The organism is Kribbella sp. NBC_00662 (assembly GCF_041430295.1).
Classification (GTDB): domain Bacteria; phylum Actinomycetota; class Actinomycetes; order Propionibacteriales; family Kribbellaceae; genus Kribbella.
In genome coordinates this window covers 404,761-420,276 of record NZ_CP109029.1, presented here as the reverse complement: position 1 = coordinate 420,276, position 15,516 = coordinate 404,761, and the positions used below count along the sequence as shown (strand labels likewise).

Below are 15,516 nucleotides of genomic sequence, written 5' to 3'. Positions count from 1 at the left end.
CTCCGACCGACGACCACGACGACGACGTGAGGCGGGGACCGTGACGAGCGACGACGCCGAGCCGACAGTTCCGAATCCGGCGACCGCGGATCCCACCGCGGCCATGCCGACCACACCTGAGCCGTCCGCCGGTCACCCCCCAGCAACCTCCGCCAACGCTGCCTCCTCGTCCCAGCAGTCGCCCGTAGGACCCTCGCCGTTGAGTGCGTTGACCCCGCCGCCGCTCGGCGCCGGATCGATGCCGCTGCGCACGCCCGGCTCCGACGCGGCGTACCGGCAGACGAACGGCGGCCGCCCGGCGAACGGCGGCCTGCAGACCAACGGCGGCCTGCAGACCAACGGCAGCCGGTCCACCACCCAGCGCAGCTTCGGGCAGCCCGAGCCGCAGGAGCCCCGCTTCAAGCCGCTCTACCCCGGGCAGGCCTGGCCGACCGAGCAGCCGCAGTACCGGCCGACGTACGTCCCGCCGCCGCCGGCCGATTGGCACGTGCAGCAGGCCCGCTCGTACACGGCCGAGCCGCCGAAGGTGAACCGCATCGTCGCGATCGCGGCCTTGGTCGCGCTGATCATCGGCGTCCTCGCCGGAGCCGGGGCGGCCACGGCCGTCGTCGCGCTCGGCGGCGGTGGCAACGGCCCGATCGCCGACCAGCCCAACCCGCCGGTCGGCACCGGCGCCGACCCGAAGATCCGCACCGGCTCGGTCTCGGCCGTCGCCGCCACCCTGCTGCCGAGCGTCGTCCAGTTGAAGGTCGACGGCTCGGACAACTCCGAGGCGACCGGATCCGGCTTCGTGATCGACAACGTCGGCCACATCCTGACCAACAACCACGTCGTGGCGGCTGCGGCCAACGGCGGTTCGATCCAGGTCTCGACGAACGGCAACAAGACCGCGACCGCACGGCTCGTCGGCCGCTCCCCGGCGTACGACCTGGCCGTCGTGCAGGTGGTCGGCCTGGACGCGCCGTCGGTGCAGTTCGGCCGGTCGGACCAGGCGGTCGTCGGGCAGGACGTGGTCGCGATCGGTTCGCCGCTCGGCCTCGCCGGCACGGTCACCTCGGGCATCATCTCGGCCAAGAACCGGCCGGTGACGACGGGCGACGACACCGGCCAGGCATCGTCGTACATCAGTGCGTTGCAGACCGACGCGGCGATCAACCCGGGTAACTCCGGCGGTCCGCTCGTCGACATGAACGCGCGGGTGATCGGCGTGAACTCCGCGATCGCGACCGTTCCGGGCTCCGGCGAGGGACAGAGCGGCAGCATCGGGCTCGGGTTCGCGATCCCGATCGACCAGGCCCGGCGTACCGCGCAGCAGCTGATCGCCAACGGCAAGGCGTCGTACCCGGTCATCGGGGCGAGTGTGGACATGTCGTTCGAGGGCGGCGGCCGGGTCAGCGCGGTGACCGCCAACTCGCCGGCGGCGCGGGCCGGCCTGCGGGTCGGCGACGTGATCACCGCGATCAACAACGAGCCGGTGGACAGCGCCGAGGTGCTGATCGTCGCGATCCGGACCCACCAGCCGGGGGAGGCCGTGCGGCTCGCGTTCGAGCGCGGCGGACGGTCCCGGACAGTTACCCTGACTCTCGCCCAGCAGATCGGCTGACCGTCCATGACCGGGGTCGATATAGGCTTGTCGGCGTCGGTGTACAGGAGTGAGGTGGGGACATGTTCGGCATCGGGCCGCTCGAGCTGGTCGTGATCGCGATCGTCGCCGTACTCGTCTTCGGACCGGACCGGCTGCCGGAGTTCGCCCGGACGGCGGGACGCCTGTTGCGGCAGGTCCGTCAGATGGTGAACAACGCGCAGAACGACCTGCGCAGCGAGCTCGGCCCGGAGTTCGCCGACCTCGAGCTCCAGGACCTGAACCCGAAGAACTTCGTCCGCAAGCACCTGCTCGACCCGATGGACGACGACGAGAAGCCGGTCACCGAGTTCACCGACTCCGTCCCGGAGCGCCTCCCGGCCGGTCAGCGCCCGCCGTACGACCCCGAATCCACCTGAGGATCACTTCCGCCGGAAGAGACGCTCCGCCCGATCTGGTCGGGTCACTCCAGCGCGCGGGCGTAGCGGGCGGCCAGTTTGCGCACCTCGTCCACGAGCTCGGGCGCCTCGGCGACCGAGAAGTCGAGATCGAGCATGCTGAGGTACCGCAGCAGCATCCCGGGATCGTCGGAGCCGGCGTCGAGGTAGCACGACGACTCGTCGATCTCGGTCAGCACGCCCGCTGTCGCCGGCAGCCGGGCCATCACTACCGATAGCGGCGCGAACACCCGGATCCGCGCGCGGAACTCCCACATCGCAGTCGAAACACCTTGGTCGACGTACGACGCGACGCCTTCCGGCGGCAACTCGCGCGGAACGAAGCGGGGCCCGGTCGGGATCCTCGGCGTCAACCGGTCGACGCGGAACGTCCGCCAATCCGCCCGGTGCAGATCGAACGCGACCAAGTACCAGCGGCCGCGCAGATACGCGAGCCGGTACGGCTCCACCTCACGGACCGACGACGTACCTGAATGTGAGTTGTAGTCGAAGCGCAGTCGCTCATGATCGCGGCACACGGCCGCCAAGGTCGCCAGGATCGACGGATCCACCACCGGCCCGGAACCCTGGATCGGCACGGTGTAACTGTGCAGCGTGTTGACTCGATGCCGCAGCCGGGACGGCAGCACCTGCTCGAGTTTGGCGAGCGCGCGCACAGAGGTCTCTTCCATACCCGCGACCGAGCCGGAGGCCGCGGTCCGCAGGCCGACCGCGACGGCCACGGCCTCCTCGTCGTCGAGCAGCAATGGAGGCAGCGCCGCGCCGGCGCCCAGCCGATAACCACCGGCGACCCCGGGAGTCGCGTCGACCGGGTAGCCGAGCGACCGGAGGCGTTCGACGTCGTTACGTACGGTCCGCGTCGTCACACCCAGCCGGGTGGCCAGCTCCGGGCCGCTCCAGTGCCGGTGCAACTGCAGCAAGGACAGCAGCCGCAGAAGTCGTGCCGAGGTCTCCAACATGTCTCCAGCATCCTCTCGAACGCGGAACCATCCTTTCCGCAATCGTTCCTAGTGTCGTACTCATGACGACCAACGAGATTCACCCCTTCCGCATCGAGGTTCCGCAGGCCGAGCTCGACGACCTGCACGCACGGCTCGCGAACACCCGGTGGCCGCGGGAGCTCCCCGGTCTCGGCTGGACCCGCGGAGTCCCGACCAGCTACCTGCGGCGGATCGCGAAGTACTGGCAGCACACCTACGACTGGCGGAAGGCGGAGGCCCGGCTGAACGAGCTGCCGCAGTTCGTCACCGAGGTCGACGGTCAGCCGATCCACTTCGTCCACATCCGGTCCGCGGAGCCGGCCGCCCGGCCGATGCTGATGGTCCACGGCTGGCCGAGTTCGTTCACCGAGTTCCTGCAGGTCGTCGGCCCGCTGACCGACCCGGTCGCGTACGGCGGCAGGGCGGAGGACGCCGTACATCTGGTGCTGCCGTCGATCCCCGGTTACGGGTTCTCGCCGGTCACCCAGCCCGGGTGGGGCAACCTGTTCCGGGTGGCGTCGGCCTTCGCCGAGATCATGACCCGGCTCGGGTACGACCGGTTCCTTGCCCAAGGCACCGATGTCGGCTCGGGCGTGGTCGGGATGCTCGGCATGGTCGCGGCCGACCGCGTGATCGCCGCGCACATCAACGGCCCGGCGCCGTACCCGTTCGGTCCGGAGCTCTCGCTGGACGGGCTCGAGGGAAGCCAGCGCGAGCGGGCCGAGCGGTTCAACGCGTGGCGCGAGGACGGCATCGGCTATCTGGCGATCCAGGCGACGCGGCCGCAGACCTTGGCGTACGGGCTCACCGACTCGCCGGTCGCCCAGCTCGCTTGGATCGTGGAGAAGTTCAAGGAATGGACCGACCCTGACCGCGAACTCCCCGAGGACGCCGTCGATCTGGACCAGTTGCTGACGAACGTGAGCATCTACTGGTTCACCGAGGGCGGGGCGTCGACCGCGCACGCGGTGTACGAAGGCATGCAGGCCTATCGTCAGTTCGCGACGAAGTCGGAGGAGCCGGCCGAGGGCTGGGAGGCGCCGACTCCGCCGCCGGTCGGTGTCGCGGTGTTCGCCACGGACATGTCGGTCCGGCGCGACGTCGACCCGTACGGCCTGTACACCTCATGGCACGAGTACGACGCCGGCGGGCACTTCCCGGCGATGGAGGTACCGGAGCTGCTCGTCGGCGACATCCGGGCCTTCTTCCGCGATCACAACTAGTCGGTGGCGAGCAGGTCGTAGGTGACCTTGTCGTCCACGTGGGTGGAGATGTGGAAGGCGGCGCGTTCGGTACCGACGTGGCGGAAGCCGGCCTTCTCGGCGGTACGGCGGGCCGAGGTGTTGGTGCCCGCCGTACGGATGAAGAGCCGGCGGCCACCGAAACCGCCGGCCTGTTCGTCGTCGAAGTACCACTGGGCGACTCGCTGGATCGCCTCGGCCATCACGCCACGGCCCTGTGCGTCGGGGTGCATCCAGTAACCGAGCTCGGCGTCGCGGACCTCGCCGTGGTGGATGCCGAACATGGTGAGATTCCCCAGCCCCTGGTCGGTTTCGGCGTCCGCCACGCACCAGTTGAACCGGCGTCCGGTGGCAGCCTGCTCGGCCATGTCCTTCAGCCAGAAGCGCGCGTCCTCTGCGGTGAACGGCTGCGGGATGAACGGCAGGAAGTGAGCGGTCGTCTGGTTGGTCCGGGCCGTGGTGATGCGCGGGACCTCGTCCTCACGCCACGTCCGCAGCCGCAGCCGCGGTGTCTCCAGGATCGGAGGCTCGAACCACGGATACCGCGGCGCCCGCTTGTCGTCAGGCCCGATCCACCCGGTCCACGCGTCGACCCGCTCGCCGCCTTCCTCCGCCATGTCCGGGATCGTCTCACCCAGGCGGAACCCGGTCGCCCAGGCGACCCGGCGTGACGGCCAGTTCCCGACCTGAGCCCACCAGCGGATGACGTGGAAACCGCAGGTGGTGAAGCCGAACTCGAGGATCAGTCGCACCGCCCGGCTCATCACCCCGGCGCCGCGGGCCCAGGCCGAGAGGCCGTAGTGCACGCGGGCGTTGTCGTCCACATCGGGCTCCAGGGCGACGGTTCCGGCGTACCGGCCCTGGTACTCGATCACGAACATCAGCCGCTCGCGTCGCTTCCAGGCGTCGGTGATGCCGAAGGTCATCCACCGCCGGGCGTCCTCGTCGTTCCAGCGGGAGCCTTCGCGGTTGCGCTCGGCTTCCCCTTCGATGTCGTCGGGCCGGGGCGCGCGAAGCGTCACCACCCCGTCGGTCAGGACCGGATGCTCAGCAGGAATCGGCACTCGGCCAAGTCAACACCAACCGACGGCCAGCTTCAGCCGGATTACCGCGCCGGTTAGCGCCCGGCGGGGGAGAGGCCGAGCTGGCGGCCGAGCAGGCCGCGGGGCTTGCCGCCGAGGGTTGCGGCGATCTTGTCGAGCACCTGGGCCGCCGGGGTGTCGGGGTCGGCGCCGACGAGCGGCTGCCCGAGGTCGCCGCCGGCGCGGAGCCGCTCATCCAGCGGGATCTCGCCCAGGAGCGGGATCGCGTACCCGAGCCGGGCGGACAGCGTCTCCGCGACACGAGCGCCACCGCCGGAGCCGAAGATCTCGATGCGGTGCTCAGGACCGCAGTGCGGGCAGGGCAGGAACGACATGTTCTCGACCACGCCGGCGACCCGCTGGTGGACCATCTGCGCCATCGTCCCGGCGCGCTCGGCGACCTCCGCGGCAGCCTCCTGCGGCGTCGTCACCACGATGACCTCGGCGCTGGTCAGCCGCTGGCCGACCGAGATCGCGATGTCACCGGTGCCGGGCGGCAGGTCGAGGAGCAGTACGTCGAGGTCGCCCCAGTACACGTCGGCCAGCATCTGGACGAGCGCCCGGTCCAGGATCGGGCCGCGCCACGCGACCACCTGGTCGCGCTTCGGCTTCAGCATGCCGATCGAGATCACCTTCACGCCGTGCGCGGGCACCGGCATGATCATGTCGTCCACCGCGGTCGGCCGCTCGTCCGCGACCCCGAACATCGCCGGCACCGAGTGCCCGTAGATGTCCGCGTCCAGTACGCCGACCGACAGGCCCTGGCGCGCCATCGCGACCGCCAGGTTGACCGTCACCGACGACTTGCCCACGCCGCCCTTGCCGGACGCGATCGCGAACACCTTGGTCAGCGAGTCGGGCCGCGAGAACGGGATCTCCTTCTCGGCCACACCGCCGCGCAGCTGCGTCTGCAGGGCCGCCCGCTGCTCGGCCGACATCACGCCGAGGTCGATCTCGACCCCGGTGACGCCGTCGAGTTTGCTGACCGCGGCCGTGACGTCGCGGCGGAGCGTGTCCTTCATCGGACAGCCCGCAACGGTCAGCAGCACACGCACGGCGACGACGCCGTCCTCGCGCACGACGACGGACTCGACCATGCCCAGATCCGTGATCGGTTTCTTGATCTCCGGATCCAGCACGCCACCGAGCGCCGCGGTCACCTGATCAGCAGTGGGAGCCATGCCCCAAGGCTACGTGCTCACCCCACCTCACCCGACCACGGTCCATGTGACCTAGCTCCGGCAAGGCGACCCTTACCTCACAGGCCGGGTGCGCCGTAGATCGGGAACCAGCGGGAGAGGTCCGGCTCGAAGTTGAGGTCGGCGCCGATGACGGACTTGATCTGGAGTTCGGTGGCGTTGTCGCGGCGGTCGGTGCCGGCGGGGACGAACGGGTACCAGGTGCCGCGCTTGTACAGGTAGACGAGGCCGACCGACTGCGTCCCGTTGCTGAACGCGACCAAGGTGCACAGCAGGGCGGAGCCGAAGCCGGCGTCCACCAGTGAGGTGTTCACCGCGTGCAGATCCGTGACCAGGGTCTCCAGGTCGTCGGGAGCCGTCTGCCGGACCAGCCAGGTGAAGCCGTACGAGTCCGTCGTACTCGTCAACTTGCCGTTGTCGAGCGCGAGCAGCTTGTCGACCTCTTCGCGCAGCGTGGAGAACCCGCCGCCTTCGGCCGCCTTGAAGCAGACCGATCCGCTGCCGGTCGGACGGTAGCCGGCCGCGGTCTCCAAGGTGATCGCGGCCGACGGAACGGAGAACAACTGGTCGAGGTTCGGCGGGACGGCTTTGCTCCTGCCGAGCAGGATGTCGAGGAGGCCCATAGCCCTAAGCTTGCTCGCCCAGCTCGCGGGACAGGACACCGAGGCGGTCGAGGCGCTTCTCGAGCGAGGGGTGGGTCGAGAACAGCGACGACAGGCTGGCGCCCGCCTTGCCCGAGATCGCCGGGGCGAAGAAGAACGCGTTGAACGCCTCCGCCTGCCGCAGGTCGCGCGACGGTATCCGCGCGATGTCCCCGCTGATCTTGGTCAACGCCGACGCCAAGGCGGACGGTCTCCCGGTCAGCATCGCGCCGGCCCGGTCGGCCGCCAGTTCGCGGTACCGCGAGAGCGCGCGGGTCAGCAGGAACGAGATCGCGTAGACGGCGATCGACACCGCGATGATCGTCAGCACGATCACCGCCGTGTTCTGGTCCCGGTTGCGGCCCAGTCCGCCGTACAGGCCGAAGCGGGTGATGAGTCCGGCCAGTACGCCGAGGAACGACGCGATCGTCATCACCGCGACGTCGCGGTGTGCGACGTGGGACAGCTCGTGCGACAGCACGCCCTCGAGCTCGTCCTGGTCCAGGCGGCGCATGATGCCGGTGGTCACGCAGACCACTGCATTCTTCGGGTTGCGGCCGGTCGCGAACGCGTTCGGCAGGTCGACGTCGGCGATCGCGACCCGCGGCTTCGGCATGTCGGCCAGCGCGCACAGCCGGTCGATCGTGCCGTGCAGCTCCGGCGCCTCCTCCGGCGTGACGATCCGCCCGTGCATCGCGTACAGCGCGATCCGGTCGGAGAACCAGTACTGCACGAACAGCGCACCGCCCGCGATGACGACCGCCAGAACGGCGCTCTTCGTCAGCGCGATCAGCAGTGCGACGAAACCGACGTACAGCAGACCGAGCAGGAAACTGGTGATCAGCATCCGGCTGGAAAGCCCCCGGTCAGGCGCAAATCGAGTCTTCATCCCACGTCCTTTTCCTCACCTGATAGTGAGGGTAGCTCGGGGTCAAACCCGGTCGTCCTCGCGGCTCTTCAGGTCCAGTTCGGCCAGCAGCGAGCGGAGTTCGGAGCGGAGGAAGTCGCGGGTCGCGACCTCGCCGACGGCCATCCGCAGCGACGCCATCTCGCGGGCCAGGAACTCCATGTCCGCGCGGGTCCGGGCGTCGACGTCACGGTCGCGCTCGTACTGCACCCGGTCGCGGGCCTCCTGCCGGTTCTGGGCGAGCAGGATCAGCGGAGCGGCGTACGACGCCTGCAGGCTGAGCGCGAGCGTCAGGAAGATGAACGGGTACTGGTCGAAGCGCACGCTCTCCGGCGCGAAGATGTTCCAGCCGACCCAGAACAGGATCGTCGCGGTCATGTAGACCAGGAACTGCCCGGTGCCGAGGAAACGCGCGATCCGCTCGGACAGCCGCCCGAACGCGTCCGCGTCGTACGCCGAGCGCAGTGCGATCGTCCGGCGCAGCTCGCGCGGGATGTCCAACCGGTTGCTGCTGCGCATCAGCCGGCGTTCCTCGGCCGCGCTGCTGCTGCCACGCGGGCGGCGGTCGTCGGTCTTGCGTTCGTCACGAGGCATCGTGGTCCCCCTCCTGGGCCGGGTGCTCCGTGTGGTCGTGTTCCCGCCAGTCGTCCGGCAACAGATGATCCAGTACGTCGTCGACAGTCACCGCACCGAGCAGTCTGCCCTCGTCGTCGAGCACCGGCGCCGCGACCAGGTTGTACGTCGCCAGGTACTTGCTGACCGTCTGCAGGCTGTCATCAGGTCGCAGCCCGTCGAGATCGGTGTCCAGTACGGCGGACACCAGTTCGGACGGCCGTTCGCGCAGGAGCCGCTGGATGTGGCCGATCCCGATGAACCGTCCGGTCGGGGTCTCGAGCGGTGGGCGGCAGACGTAGATCATCGCGGCCAGCGCCGGACTGAGATCGGCGTTGCGCACGTGGGCGAGCGCATCGGCCACCGTGGCGTCAACCGGCAGGATGACCGGCTCGGACGTCATCAGACCACCGGCGGTGTGCTCCTCGTAGGTCAGCAGCCGCCGTACGTCCTCAGCCTCCTCCGGCTCCATCAGCGTCAGCAGGCGCTCGGCTGTGTCGGTCGGCAGCTCAGCGATCAGGTCGGCCGCGTCGTCCGGGGACATCTCTTCCAGTACGTCGGCGGCCCGCTCGGTGTCCAGACCGTCCAGGATCTCGACCTGGATGTCCTCGGGCAGTTCCTCGAGCACATCGGCCAGCCGCTCGTCGTCCAACGCGACCGCGATCTCCTTGCGGCGCTTGGGCGACAGATCATGCAGTACGCCGGCCAGGTCGGCCGCCCGCATCGACTCGAACGCGGCCAGGATGTGCGTCGCGCCCTGCCCCTCTTCGTCCTGGGTGAACCCGGTGACGTCTCTCCAGTCGAGCACATAGGTCTGCCCGCGCCGCCGGAACCGTTTGGAGCCTTCCCGCACCGCCACCTTGGTCAGCAGCCAGTCCCGGGTCCGCCACTGCTCCATGGCCATGTCGAACACCACTGCGGACGCACCTGTGTCCGCGATGGTGACGGTCCGGTCGAGCAGCTCGCCCAGCACGAGTACTTCGGTCGGACGCTGCTCGAAACGCCGTACGTTGAGCAGACCGGTCGTGATGACGTGGCCGACGTCCACGGAGGTGACACGGGTCATCGGGAGGAAGATGCGGCGCCGCGTGAACACCTCCACGACCAGGCCGAGCACGCGGGGCGGCTGGTCGCCCTGGCGCATCATCGCGACCACGTCGCGGACCTTGCCGACCTGGTCCCCGTTCGGGTCGTAGACCGGCAACCCCGCCAACCGGGCGACGTACACGCGCGACGGTGATCCGATCATGTCCGAAGGCTAACCCGCCGAGCGTACGTCTCAGCTGAGGACGCTTCGTAGACTTCTTACCTCGGGCGACGTCGAAGTGGGGAATGACATGCTGGGATCGACCGGGCTCGGAGCCGAGAGCGAGGCGGCGTACCTGGACCTGATCCGGTGGGGCGCTGCCTCACCGGCGGAGCTGGCCGTGCGGCTCGGGTGGCCGCTGGAGGAGGTTCAGCGAGCCGTCGACGTACTGCAGGGCGAAGGTTTCGTGCACCGTACGCCGGCGCCGGGCGAGCTGATCGTCGCCGTACCGCCGGAGCTTGCCGTGGAGCAGCTCGTGCAGCGGCAGGAGGAGGAGTTCGAGCGGATCCGCAAGGCGGCGTACCGGCTGGCTGCCGAGGCGACCCGGCAGGGCGGTGCGCGGCGGACCGAGGAGCTCATCGAGATCGTCACCGGGGAGCCCGCGGTCGGGATGGCGTTCGACCGGGTGCAGCGGACGGCCCGGGTCGAGATGCGTGAGCTGGTCGCGCCGCCGTACGTCGCGTCGGCCGAGGTGAACAGCACGCAGCTGGCGAGGCAGGGTGCCGGTGTGACCTATCGCGTCGTCTACGACAGCTCCGCGCTCGGAGACGCCGTACTTGCAGCCAGCGCGGTCAGTCACGTGCGGGCGGGGGAGCAGGCGCGCATTGCGGACCTGCTGCCGACCAAGCTCGCGGTGGCGGACCGGGAGCTCGCCTTGCTCCCGCTGGACTGGGCTACGCCGGCGCAGGACGCGGCTCTGCTGGTCCATCCGTGCAGTCTGCTCGATGCGCTCGTCGCACTGTTCGAGACCGTGTGGAATCGGGCCAGCCCGCTCTCGGTCACCGATTCGGACACTCTGGAGGCCGAGGAGGCGATGTCCGCCGAGGACCGCCATTTGCTGTCGCTACTGGTGGCTGGGCTGACCGACGATGCGGCCGGTGCGAGGCTGGGGATCAGTCGGCGTACGGTGGCGCGTCGCGTGCAGCAGCTGATGGAGCAGACGCACTCCCGCTCGCGGCTACAGCTCGGCTGGCACGCCCGTGACCGCGGCTGGCTGTAGTCAGCTCAGCTTGGGTCGACGGCGGATCGGCCGGTGCAGGGTGATCGGTGCCTTGCCTCGGGTGGTCGCACTGGTCGGGACGGGAGCCTCGGCGCGCGGAGTAGCGTCGTAGCGTCCCGGTGTCTCGGTGATCTCACCGGTCGGCTCCAGCACGAGGATGTCGGCCTCGGTCTGCCAGCGGTCGAGCTGCGTGTCCAGTCCGGCCGCATTGAGGCGCTCGGTCCGCAGTACCTGGGCTGCTGCCGTCCACTCGTCGGTCCCGGGCTCCAGCCGCCGCACCGTCGCGGTCCAGCTGGCCAGCCGGTTGGTCGCCGGTTTGGCCGGTACGACGACCTGGGCCGTCCCGGCTGTGGCGAGTCCGGGGAGGGGCTGCTCCGCGCTGTCGGCGGCATCCGCGAGTACGACGTACTGGCCGTCGACGGTCGCGAACCACGCCGGGGCCGGGCGGCCGCCGTTCCACGACAGCCAGACGAGACCGGCCTTCTTCATCACGCCGGCGATCACCTCGGCGATATCCGTCACAGCGTCCTCGATCTCCACGGGCCAAGACTGTCACAGTGAGCGATGTCACCGGGCAGGTCGCATGCGTTTCGCCGTACGCTGCCGGTGACCGGTGGGTAACCGAGCGGAGGTCACATGTCGGAACAGGTTTTACGCAGTCGGCGGTCGTGTCTGGCCACGCCGGGGTCGAACCCGCGGTTCCTGGCCAAGGCGAAGGGGCTGGATGCCGACCAGGTGTTCCTGGACCTCGAGGACTCGGTCGCGCCGATCGCCAAGGCCGACGCCCGGAAGAACATCGTCGCCGCGCTGAACGAGGGCGGCTGGGGGACGAAGCTGCGCGTCGTCCGGGTGAACGACTGGACCACCGAGTGGACCTACGCCGACGTGATCGAGGTCGTCGCCGGCGCCGGTGCGAACCTCGACTGCATCATGCTGCCGAAGGTGCAGACCGCCGAGCAGGTGGTCGCGCTCGACCTGCTGCTCACCCAGCTGGAGAAGGTGCACGGGTACGAGCCGGGCCGGATCGGCATCGAGGCGCAGATCGAGAACGCGCTCGGCCTGACCAACGTGAACGCGATCGCGCAGGCCTCGCCGCGGGTCGAGACGATCATCTTCGGCCCGGCCGACTTCATGGCGTCGATCAACATGAAGTCGCTGGTGGTCGGCGAGCAGCCGCCCGGGTACGACGTCGGCGACGCGTACCACTACATCCTGATGCAGATCCTGATGGCCGCGCGGGCACACGGGAAGCAGGCGATCGACGGCCCGTACCTGCAGATCAAGGACGTCGACGGCTTCCGTCGCGTCGCGGGCCGCTCGGCCGCCCTCGGCTTCGACGGCAAGTGGGTCCTGCACCCCGACCAGATCGCCGCCGCCAACGAGGTCTACTCGCCTCGCCAGGACGACTACGACCACGCCGAGAACATCCTGGACGCCTACGACCACTACACCTCGGCAGCCGGCGGCGGCCGCGGCGCGGTCATGCTCGGCGACGAGATGATCGACGAAGCCTCCCGCAAGATGGCGCTCGTCATCTCCGCCAAGGGCCGGGCCGCGGGCCTGACCCGCACCGACATCTGGCAACCGCCGGCCGACTAGGGCCCGACCTGCGCCATGATCGCCAGCAGGTGACCGTCGGGGTCGGGGAAGAACGCCATCCATTCCTCGACCCCGTTGTCGTGTTTGTGGATCAGGTGCGGCGCCTGCTCGAATTCCACGCCGCGGGCGCGGAGTTCGTCGTACGCCGTCTGGATGTCGTCGACGCGGAAGTACAGGATCGACGGCTCGGCCGGCTCGTCGGTGGCGCTCAGGAACAACCGCGTGCCGCCGCAGTCGAAGAAGGCGAGATCGCCGAACGTGTACAGGTGCGGCAGGCCCAGTACGTCGCCGTAGAAGTCCACCGCCTTCTGGATGTCGCTGACCGGGCGGGCGATCTGTCCGATCTCACCTAGCTCCATGGCTTGGGCTCCTTGTCCTCTTGGCTGTCTTCGTAGCGCGCTGTCCGCGGGCACGCCGCGCCAGGTGCGAAGCTCGGCCCGGCGGTCCAGGCCGAGCTTCAGCAAGGCGTTGGCGACGTGGAACTTGACCGCGTCGACGCTCACCCCGCGGCGCTGCGCGATCTCGCGGTTCGACAGGCCGTGCCGCACCAGGTGCACCACCCGCCACTCGGCAGGTGTCAGTACATCGGGATGTCTCGGTCGTCCGCGGGTGCCCACGTCGCCACGGTAAGGCTCGAGGGTGGGGAATTACCCTCCCCTCAGAAGCTCCAGACCTTGTAGATCCGGATCGGCTTCACCGGCGGGCCGTCCTGGTCGGGGTCGGCGATACCGGCGGCGACCATCCGGTCGAAGGTGGACATACCGGCGATGACGTGGCCGAGGACGGTGTAGTTCGGCGCGATGTTCGCGAACGAGTGCACGACGAAGAACTCGCTGCCGTTGGTCCCCGGTCCCTGGTTGCCGTAGGCAACGGTGCCGCGCGGATAGGTCTCCTTGCCGGTCACCTCGTCAGGGAACTTGTACCCCGGTCCGCCCTCCTCCTGGCGGTAGATGTCGCCGCACTGCAGTACGCCGAGCCGGGCCGAGTTCGTCAGCCGGAAACACTGGGTGGAGTCGTAGAACCGGCTCTGCACCAGATGCACGAAGTTGTGCACCCCGCACGGGGCGTTGGCGCGGTCCATCCGGACGACGAACGGGCCGTAGTTCGTCAGGAAGAACACGTCGACCGTCCCCTTCGCCCGCGCCGTCGCGGACGGGATCCGCACCGGCTTGGCGGCCGGGTTCTCCGGAGTCGGCGTGAACTCGCACTTGACGACCGGTTTGGGACGGTGGGCCGGGGCGGCAGACGCAGTACTGGTGGTCAGCGTCGCGGCGACGAGGGTGGCCGCGATCAGGGCGGGAATCGATCGCTTCATGCGACACACCGTAGTACTCCGATCGCAGTCTGCAGAGGTTCCGGAAGGCTTTCTGAAGGATTCGGCCGCGGACTCGATCATCCCGCGCTTCCCGCCTAAGGTGTTGCGGTCCGCTGCGGAAGGTGTGGTTTGTGAACGGCGAGGTACTGGCAGGTCGGTACCGGTTGGTGTCCCTGCTCGGCAGGGGCGGTGCAGGTGAGGTATGGCAGGCCGAGGACACCGTCCTCGCCCGGCAGGTGGCGGTCAAACTCCTCAGGAGTCTCGACGGCGACCCCATGGACGCGGTCCAGCGGTTCCAGGCGGAGGCGCAGGCCGCAGCTCGGCTGACCCATCCGAACGTCGTCGCGACGTACGACGTCGGCGCTGCCGGCGACCGCGTGTTCCTGGTCATGGAGCTGGTGCAGGGCCCCGACCTCGCGAAGCTGATGCGTACGGCGGGACTCCCGACGGCCGAGCTGGTCAAGGAGATCGCGGTCCAGGGCTCCCGCGCTCTGGACGCGGCGCACGAAGCCGGGATCGTCCACCGCGACGTCAAACCCGGCAACCTCCTGCTCGCTCCCGACGGCACGCTCAAGATGACCGACTTCGGCATCGCCAAACGCGCCGGCAACGAGACGACCGGACTGGGCGTCCTGCTCGGTACGGCGTCGTACGTGTCACCTGAGCAGGTCCGCGGCGAACCGGCCACCCCTGCGAGCGACTGGTACTCGTTCGGCTGCGTCCTGCACGAGCTCCTGACCGGTACGCCGCCCTTCACGGGTCCGACTGTCGACGTGGTGATGCGCCGGCACCTCGACGTACCGCCGCCGCCGATCACGCGTACCGACGTACCGCCGGAGCTGCCGAACCTCGTCACGCATCTGCTGGCGAAGGACCCGGCAGACCGGCCGTCGTCGTCCGCTGACGTGGTTGCACTGCTCACACCCGCCAACCAGACGCAGGTGCTGGCTTTCACCGCACCCGCGGCAGAAGGCGTGCTGGGCGTGGGCAAGTGGGAAGACGACGACTCGGAGACCACCAGCGGGCACCGGGCGCCGCGACGTGCTTTCCCGCTGGCCAAGGTCGGTGTAGCGGCCGCCTTCGTTGTGGCGGCCGTAGTGGGCGCCCTGCTGCTCCGGTCCGGTGTGGCGACCGATCCGCCGGCAGTGGCCGGTGGTACGCCGTCTGCGCCCGTGGTGAAGGCCACCAGCGCTCCCAAGACCACCCCGAAGCCGACACCGTCCAAGACTCCGACGACGAAGCCCACGCCCAAGCCCACTCAGACCAAGGAGACCCCGCAGAACCCACAGGCCGCCCTGGTCCAGAATCTGCGGACGCTGGCCGCACAGGTCCGTGCGACCCAGCAGGGCAGCCGCAGCAAGGCTCCACGGGACGCGGCGCAGCAGCTGGACCGGGCTGCCGAGGCCCTCGACCATGGGGATCTCGGTGGGGCGGCGCGGAACTTCTACGCGGCCCGGCAGCGCCTTTTCGAGGCACAGCAGCACCACCGCTGGCAGGCGACACCGCAGATCGCGGCGCTGTTCCAGACCGTCGGCCAAGCACTGCCACGCCAGGACCACAACAACGACGGCGAGTGAGCCACGCGACCTCTCTC

Annotated in this window: 16 protein-coding genes; 6 read left to right on the top strand and 10 right to left on the bottom strand. The window is 69.4% G+C overall.

Going from position 1 to position 15,516, the window contains the following annotated elements; all coding sequences use genetic code 11:
• Positions 1-40 precede the first annotated feature (40 nt).
• Together OHA10_RS02040 and OHA10_RS02035 are read left to right on the top strand one after the other, a co-directional pair.
• On the top strand, positions 41-1,603 hold the full coding sequence (locus OHA10_RS02040) for a trypsin-like peptidase domain-containing protein (RefSeq protein WP_371404452.1): 1,563 nt from the start codon (positions 41-43) through the stop codon (positions 1,601-1,603).
• 62 nt (positions 1,604-1,665) lie between these two features.
• On the top strand, positions 1,666-2,001 hold the full coding sequence (locus OHA10_RS02035; RefSeq protein WP_371404451.1) for a sec-independent translocase: 336 nt from the start codon (positions 1,666-1,668) through the stop codon (positions 1,999-2,001).
• A 44-nt stretch (positions 2,002-2,045) separates the two neighbouring features.
• Here OHA10_RS02035 and OHA10_RS02030 read toward each other — a convergent pair whose 3' ends face one another.
• The gene (locus OHA10_RS02030; protein ID WP_371404450.1) at positions 2,046-2,999 is read right to left on the bottom strand and encodes a helix-turn-helix transcriptional regulator; all 954 of its coding nucleotides are present in this window, start codon (positions 2,997-2,999) and stop codon (positions 2,046-2,048) included.
• 62 nt (positions 3,000-3,061) lie between these two features.
• Between OHA10_RS02030 and OHA10_RS02025 the strand changes: the two genes are divergently transcribed.
• Entirely contained in the window at positions 3,062-4,243 is a 1,182-nt protein-coding gene (locus OHA10_RS02025; protein WP_371404449.1) for an epoxide hydrolase family protein, read from the top strand.
• On the opposite strand, the gene OHA10_RS02020 is transcribed toward OHA10_RS02025, so the two are convergent.
• From OHA10_RS02020 to OHA10_RS01995, 6 genes are all read right to left on the bottom strand, one after another.
• Positions 4,240-5,325 (bottom strand): GNAT family N-acetyltransferase, encoded by a 1,086-nt coding sequence (locus OHA10_RS02020; RefSeq protein ID WP_371404448.1) that lies wholly within the window; start codon positions 5,323-5,325, stop codon positions 4,240-4,242. The genes OHA10_RS02025 and OHA10_RS02020 overlap by 4 nt on opposite strands.
• A gap of 53 nt (positions 5,326-5,378) precedes the next feature.
• Positions 5,379-6,524 carry an Mrp/NBP35 family ATP-binding protein gene (locus OHA10_RS02015; RefSeq protein ID WP_371404447.1) on the bottom strand — a complete coding sequence of 382 codons (1,146 nt, stop codon included), beginning with the start codon at positions 6,522-6,524 and terminating at the stop codon, positions 5,379-5,381.
• A 77-nt stretch (positions 6,525-6,601) separates the two neighbouring features.
• Positions 6,602-7,165, bottom strand: coding sequence for a hypothetical protein (locus OHA10_RS02010; protein ID WP_371404446.1), 564 nt, complete (start codon positions 7,163-7,165; stop codon positions 6,602-6,604).
• A gap of 4 nt (positions 7,166-7,169) precedes the next feature.
• On the bottom strand, positions 7,170-8,072 hold the full coding sequence (htpX, locus tag OHA10_RS02005) for a zinc metalloprotease HtpX (protein WP_350862101.1): 903 nt from the start codon (positions 8,070-8,072) through the stop codon (positions 7,170-7,172).
• A gap of 42 nt (positions 8,073-8,114) precedes the next feature.
• Positions 8,115-8,684: a DUF1003 domain-containing protein gene (locus OHA10_RS02000; protein WP_371404445.1), complete on the bottom strand. Its 570-nt coding sequence runs from the start codon at positions 8,682-8,684 to the stop codon at positions 8,115-8,117.
• Positions 8,674-9,951: a magnesium transporter MgtE N-terminal domain-containing protein gene (locus OHA10_RS01995; RefSeq protein WP_371404444.1), complete on the bottom strand. Its 1,278-nt coding sequence runs from the start codon at positions 9,949-9,951 to the stop codon at positions 8,674-8,676. Before OHA10_RS01995 ends, OHA10_RS02000 begins: the two co-directional genes overlap by 11 nt.
• 88 nt (positions 9,952-10,039) lie before the next feature.
• On the opposite strand from OHA10_RS01995, the gene OHA10_RS01990 reads away from it, so the two are divergent.
• Positions 10,040-11,008, top strand: a complete 969-nt coding sequence (locus OHA10_RS01990) for a transcriptional regulator TrmB (protein WP_371404443.1) — start codon at positions 10,040-10,042, stop codon at positions 11,006-11,008.
• Here OHA10_RS01990 and OHA10_RS01985 read toward each other — a convergent pair whose 3' ends face one another.
• Positions 11,009-11,548 carry a hypothetical protein gene (locus tag OHA10_RS01985; RefSeq protein ID WP_371404442.1) on the bottom strand — a complete coding sequence of 180 codons (540 nt, stop codon included), beginning with the start codon at positions 11,546-11,548 and terminating at the stop codon, positions 11,009-11,011.
• Positions 11,549-11,644: 96 nt separating this feature from the next.
• On the opposite strand from OHA10_RS01985, the gene OHA10_RS01980 reads away from it, so the two are divergent.
• Entirely contained in the window at positions 11,645-12,607 is a 963-nt protein-coding gene (locus tag OHA10_RS01980; RefSeq protein ID WP_371404441.1) for a CoA ester lyase, read from the top strand.
• Here the strand turns inward: OHA10_RS01980 and OHA10_RS01975 are convergent.
• Positions 12,604-13,224, bottom strand: coding sequence for a VOC family protein (locus OHA10_RS01975; protein ID WP_371404440.1), 621 nt, complete (start codon positions 13,222-13,224; stop codon positions 12,604-12,606). The two genes, OHA10_RS01980 and OHA10_RS01975, sit on opposite strands and share 4 nt — an antisense overlap.
• 41 nt (positions 13,225-13,265) lie before the next feature.
• On the bottom strand, positions 13,266-13,922 hold the full coding sequence (locus OHA10_RS01970) for a peptidylprolyl isomerase (protein ID WP_371404439.1): 657 nt from the start codon (positions 13,920-13,922) through the stop codon (positions 13,266-13,268).
• Between the two features lie 131 nt (positions 13,923-14,053).
• Between OHA10_RS01970 and OHA10_RS01965 the strand changes: the two genes are divergently transcribed.
• Positions 14,054-15,499, top strand: a complete 1,446-nt coding sequence (locus tag OHA10_RS01965) for a serine/threonine-protein kinase (RefSeq protein ID WP_371404438.1) — start codon at positions 14,054-14,056, stop codon at positions 15,497-15,499.
• Positions 15,500-15,516: the final 17 nt, after the last annotated feature.

Bases quoted from the DNA above. Each gene is read 5' to 3' on its own strand.
- OHA10_RS02030 (WP_371404450.1), bottom strand. From the start codon at position 2,999: ATGTTGGAGACCTCGGCACGACTTCTGCGGCTGCTGTCCTTGCTGCAG.
- OHA10_RS02035 (WP_371404451.1), top strand. From the start codon at position 1,666: ATGTTCGGCATCGGGCCGCTCGAGCTGGTCGTGATCGCGATCGTCGCC.
- OHA10_RS02010 (WP_371404446.1), bottom strand. From the start codon at position 7,165: ATGGGCCTCCTCGACATCCTGCTCGGCAGGAGCAAAGCCGTCCCGCCG.
- OHA10_RS01990 (WP_371404443.1), top strand. From the start codon at position 10,040: ATGCTGGGATCGACCGGGCTCGGAGCCGAGAGCGAGGCGGCGTACCTG.
- OHA10_RS02000 (WP_371404445.1), bottom strand. From the start codon at position 8,684: ATGCCTCGTGACGAACGCAAGACCGACGACCGCCGCCCGCGTGGCAGC.
- OHA10_RS02025 (WP_371404449.1), top strand. From the start codon at position 3,062: ATGACGACCAACGAGATTCACCCCTTCCGCATCGAGGTTCCGCAGGCC.
- OHA10_RS01970 (WP_371404439.1), bottom strand. From the start codon at position 13,922: ATGAAGCGATCGATTCCCGCCCTGATCGCGGCCACCCTCGTCGCCGCG.
- OHA10_RS02015 (WP_371404447.1), bottom strand. From the start codon at position 6,524: ATGGCTCCCACTGCTGATCAGGTGACCGCGGCGCTCGGTGGCGTGCTG.
- OHA10_RS01980 (WP_371404441.1), top strand. From the start codon at position 11,645: ATGTCGGAACAGGTTTTACGCAGTCGGCGGTCGTGTCTGGCCACGCCG.
- htpX (WP_350862101.1), bottom strand. From the start codon at position 8,072: ATGAAGACTCGATTTGCGCCTGACCGGGGGCTTTCCAGCCGGATGCTG.
- OHA10_RS01995 (WP_371404444.1), bottom strand. From the start codon at position 9,951: ATGATCGGATCACCGTCGCGCGTGTACGTCGCCCGGTTGGCGGGGTTG.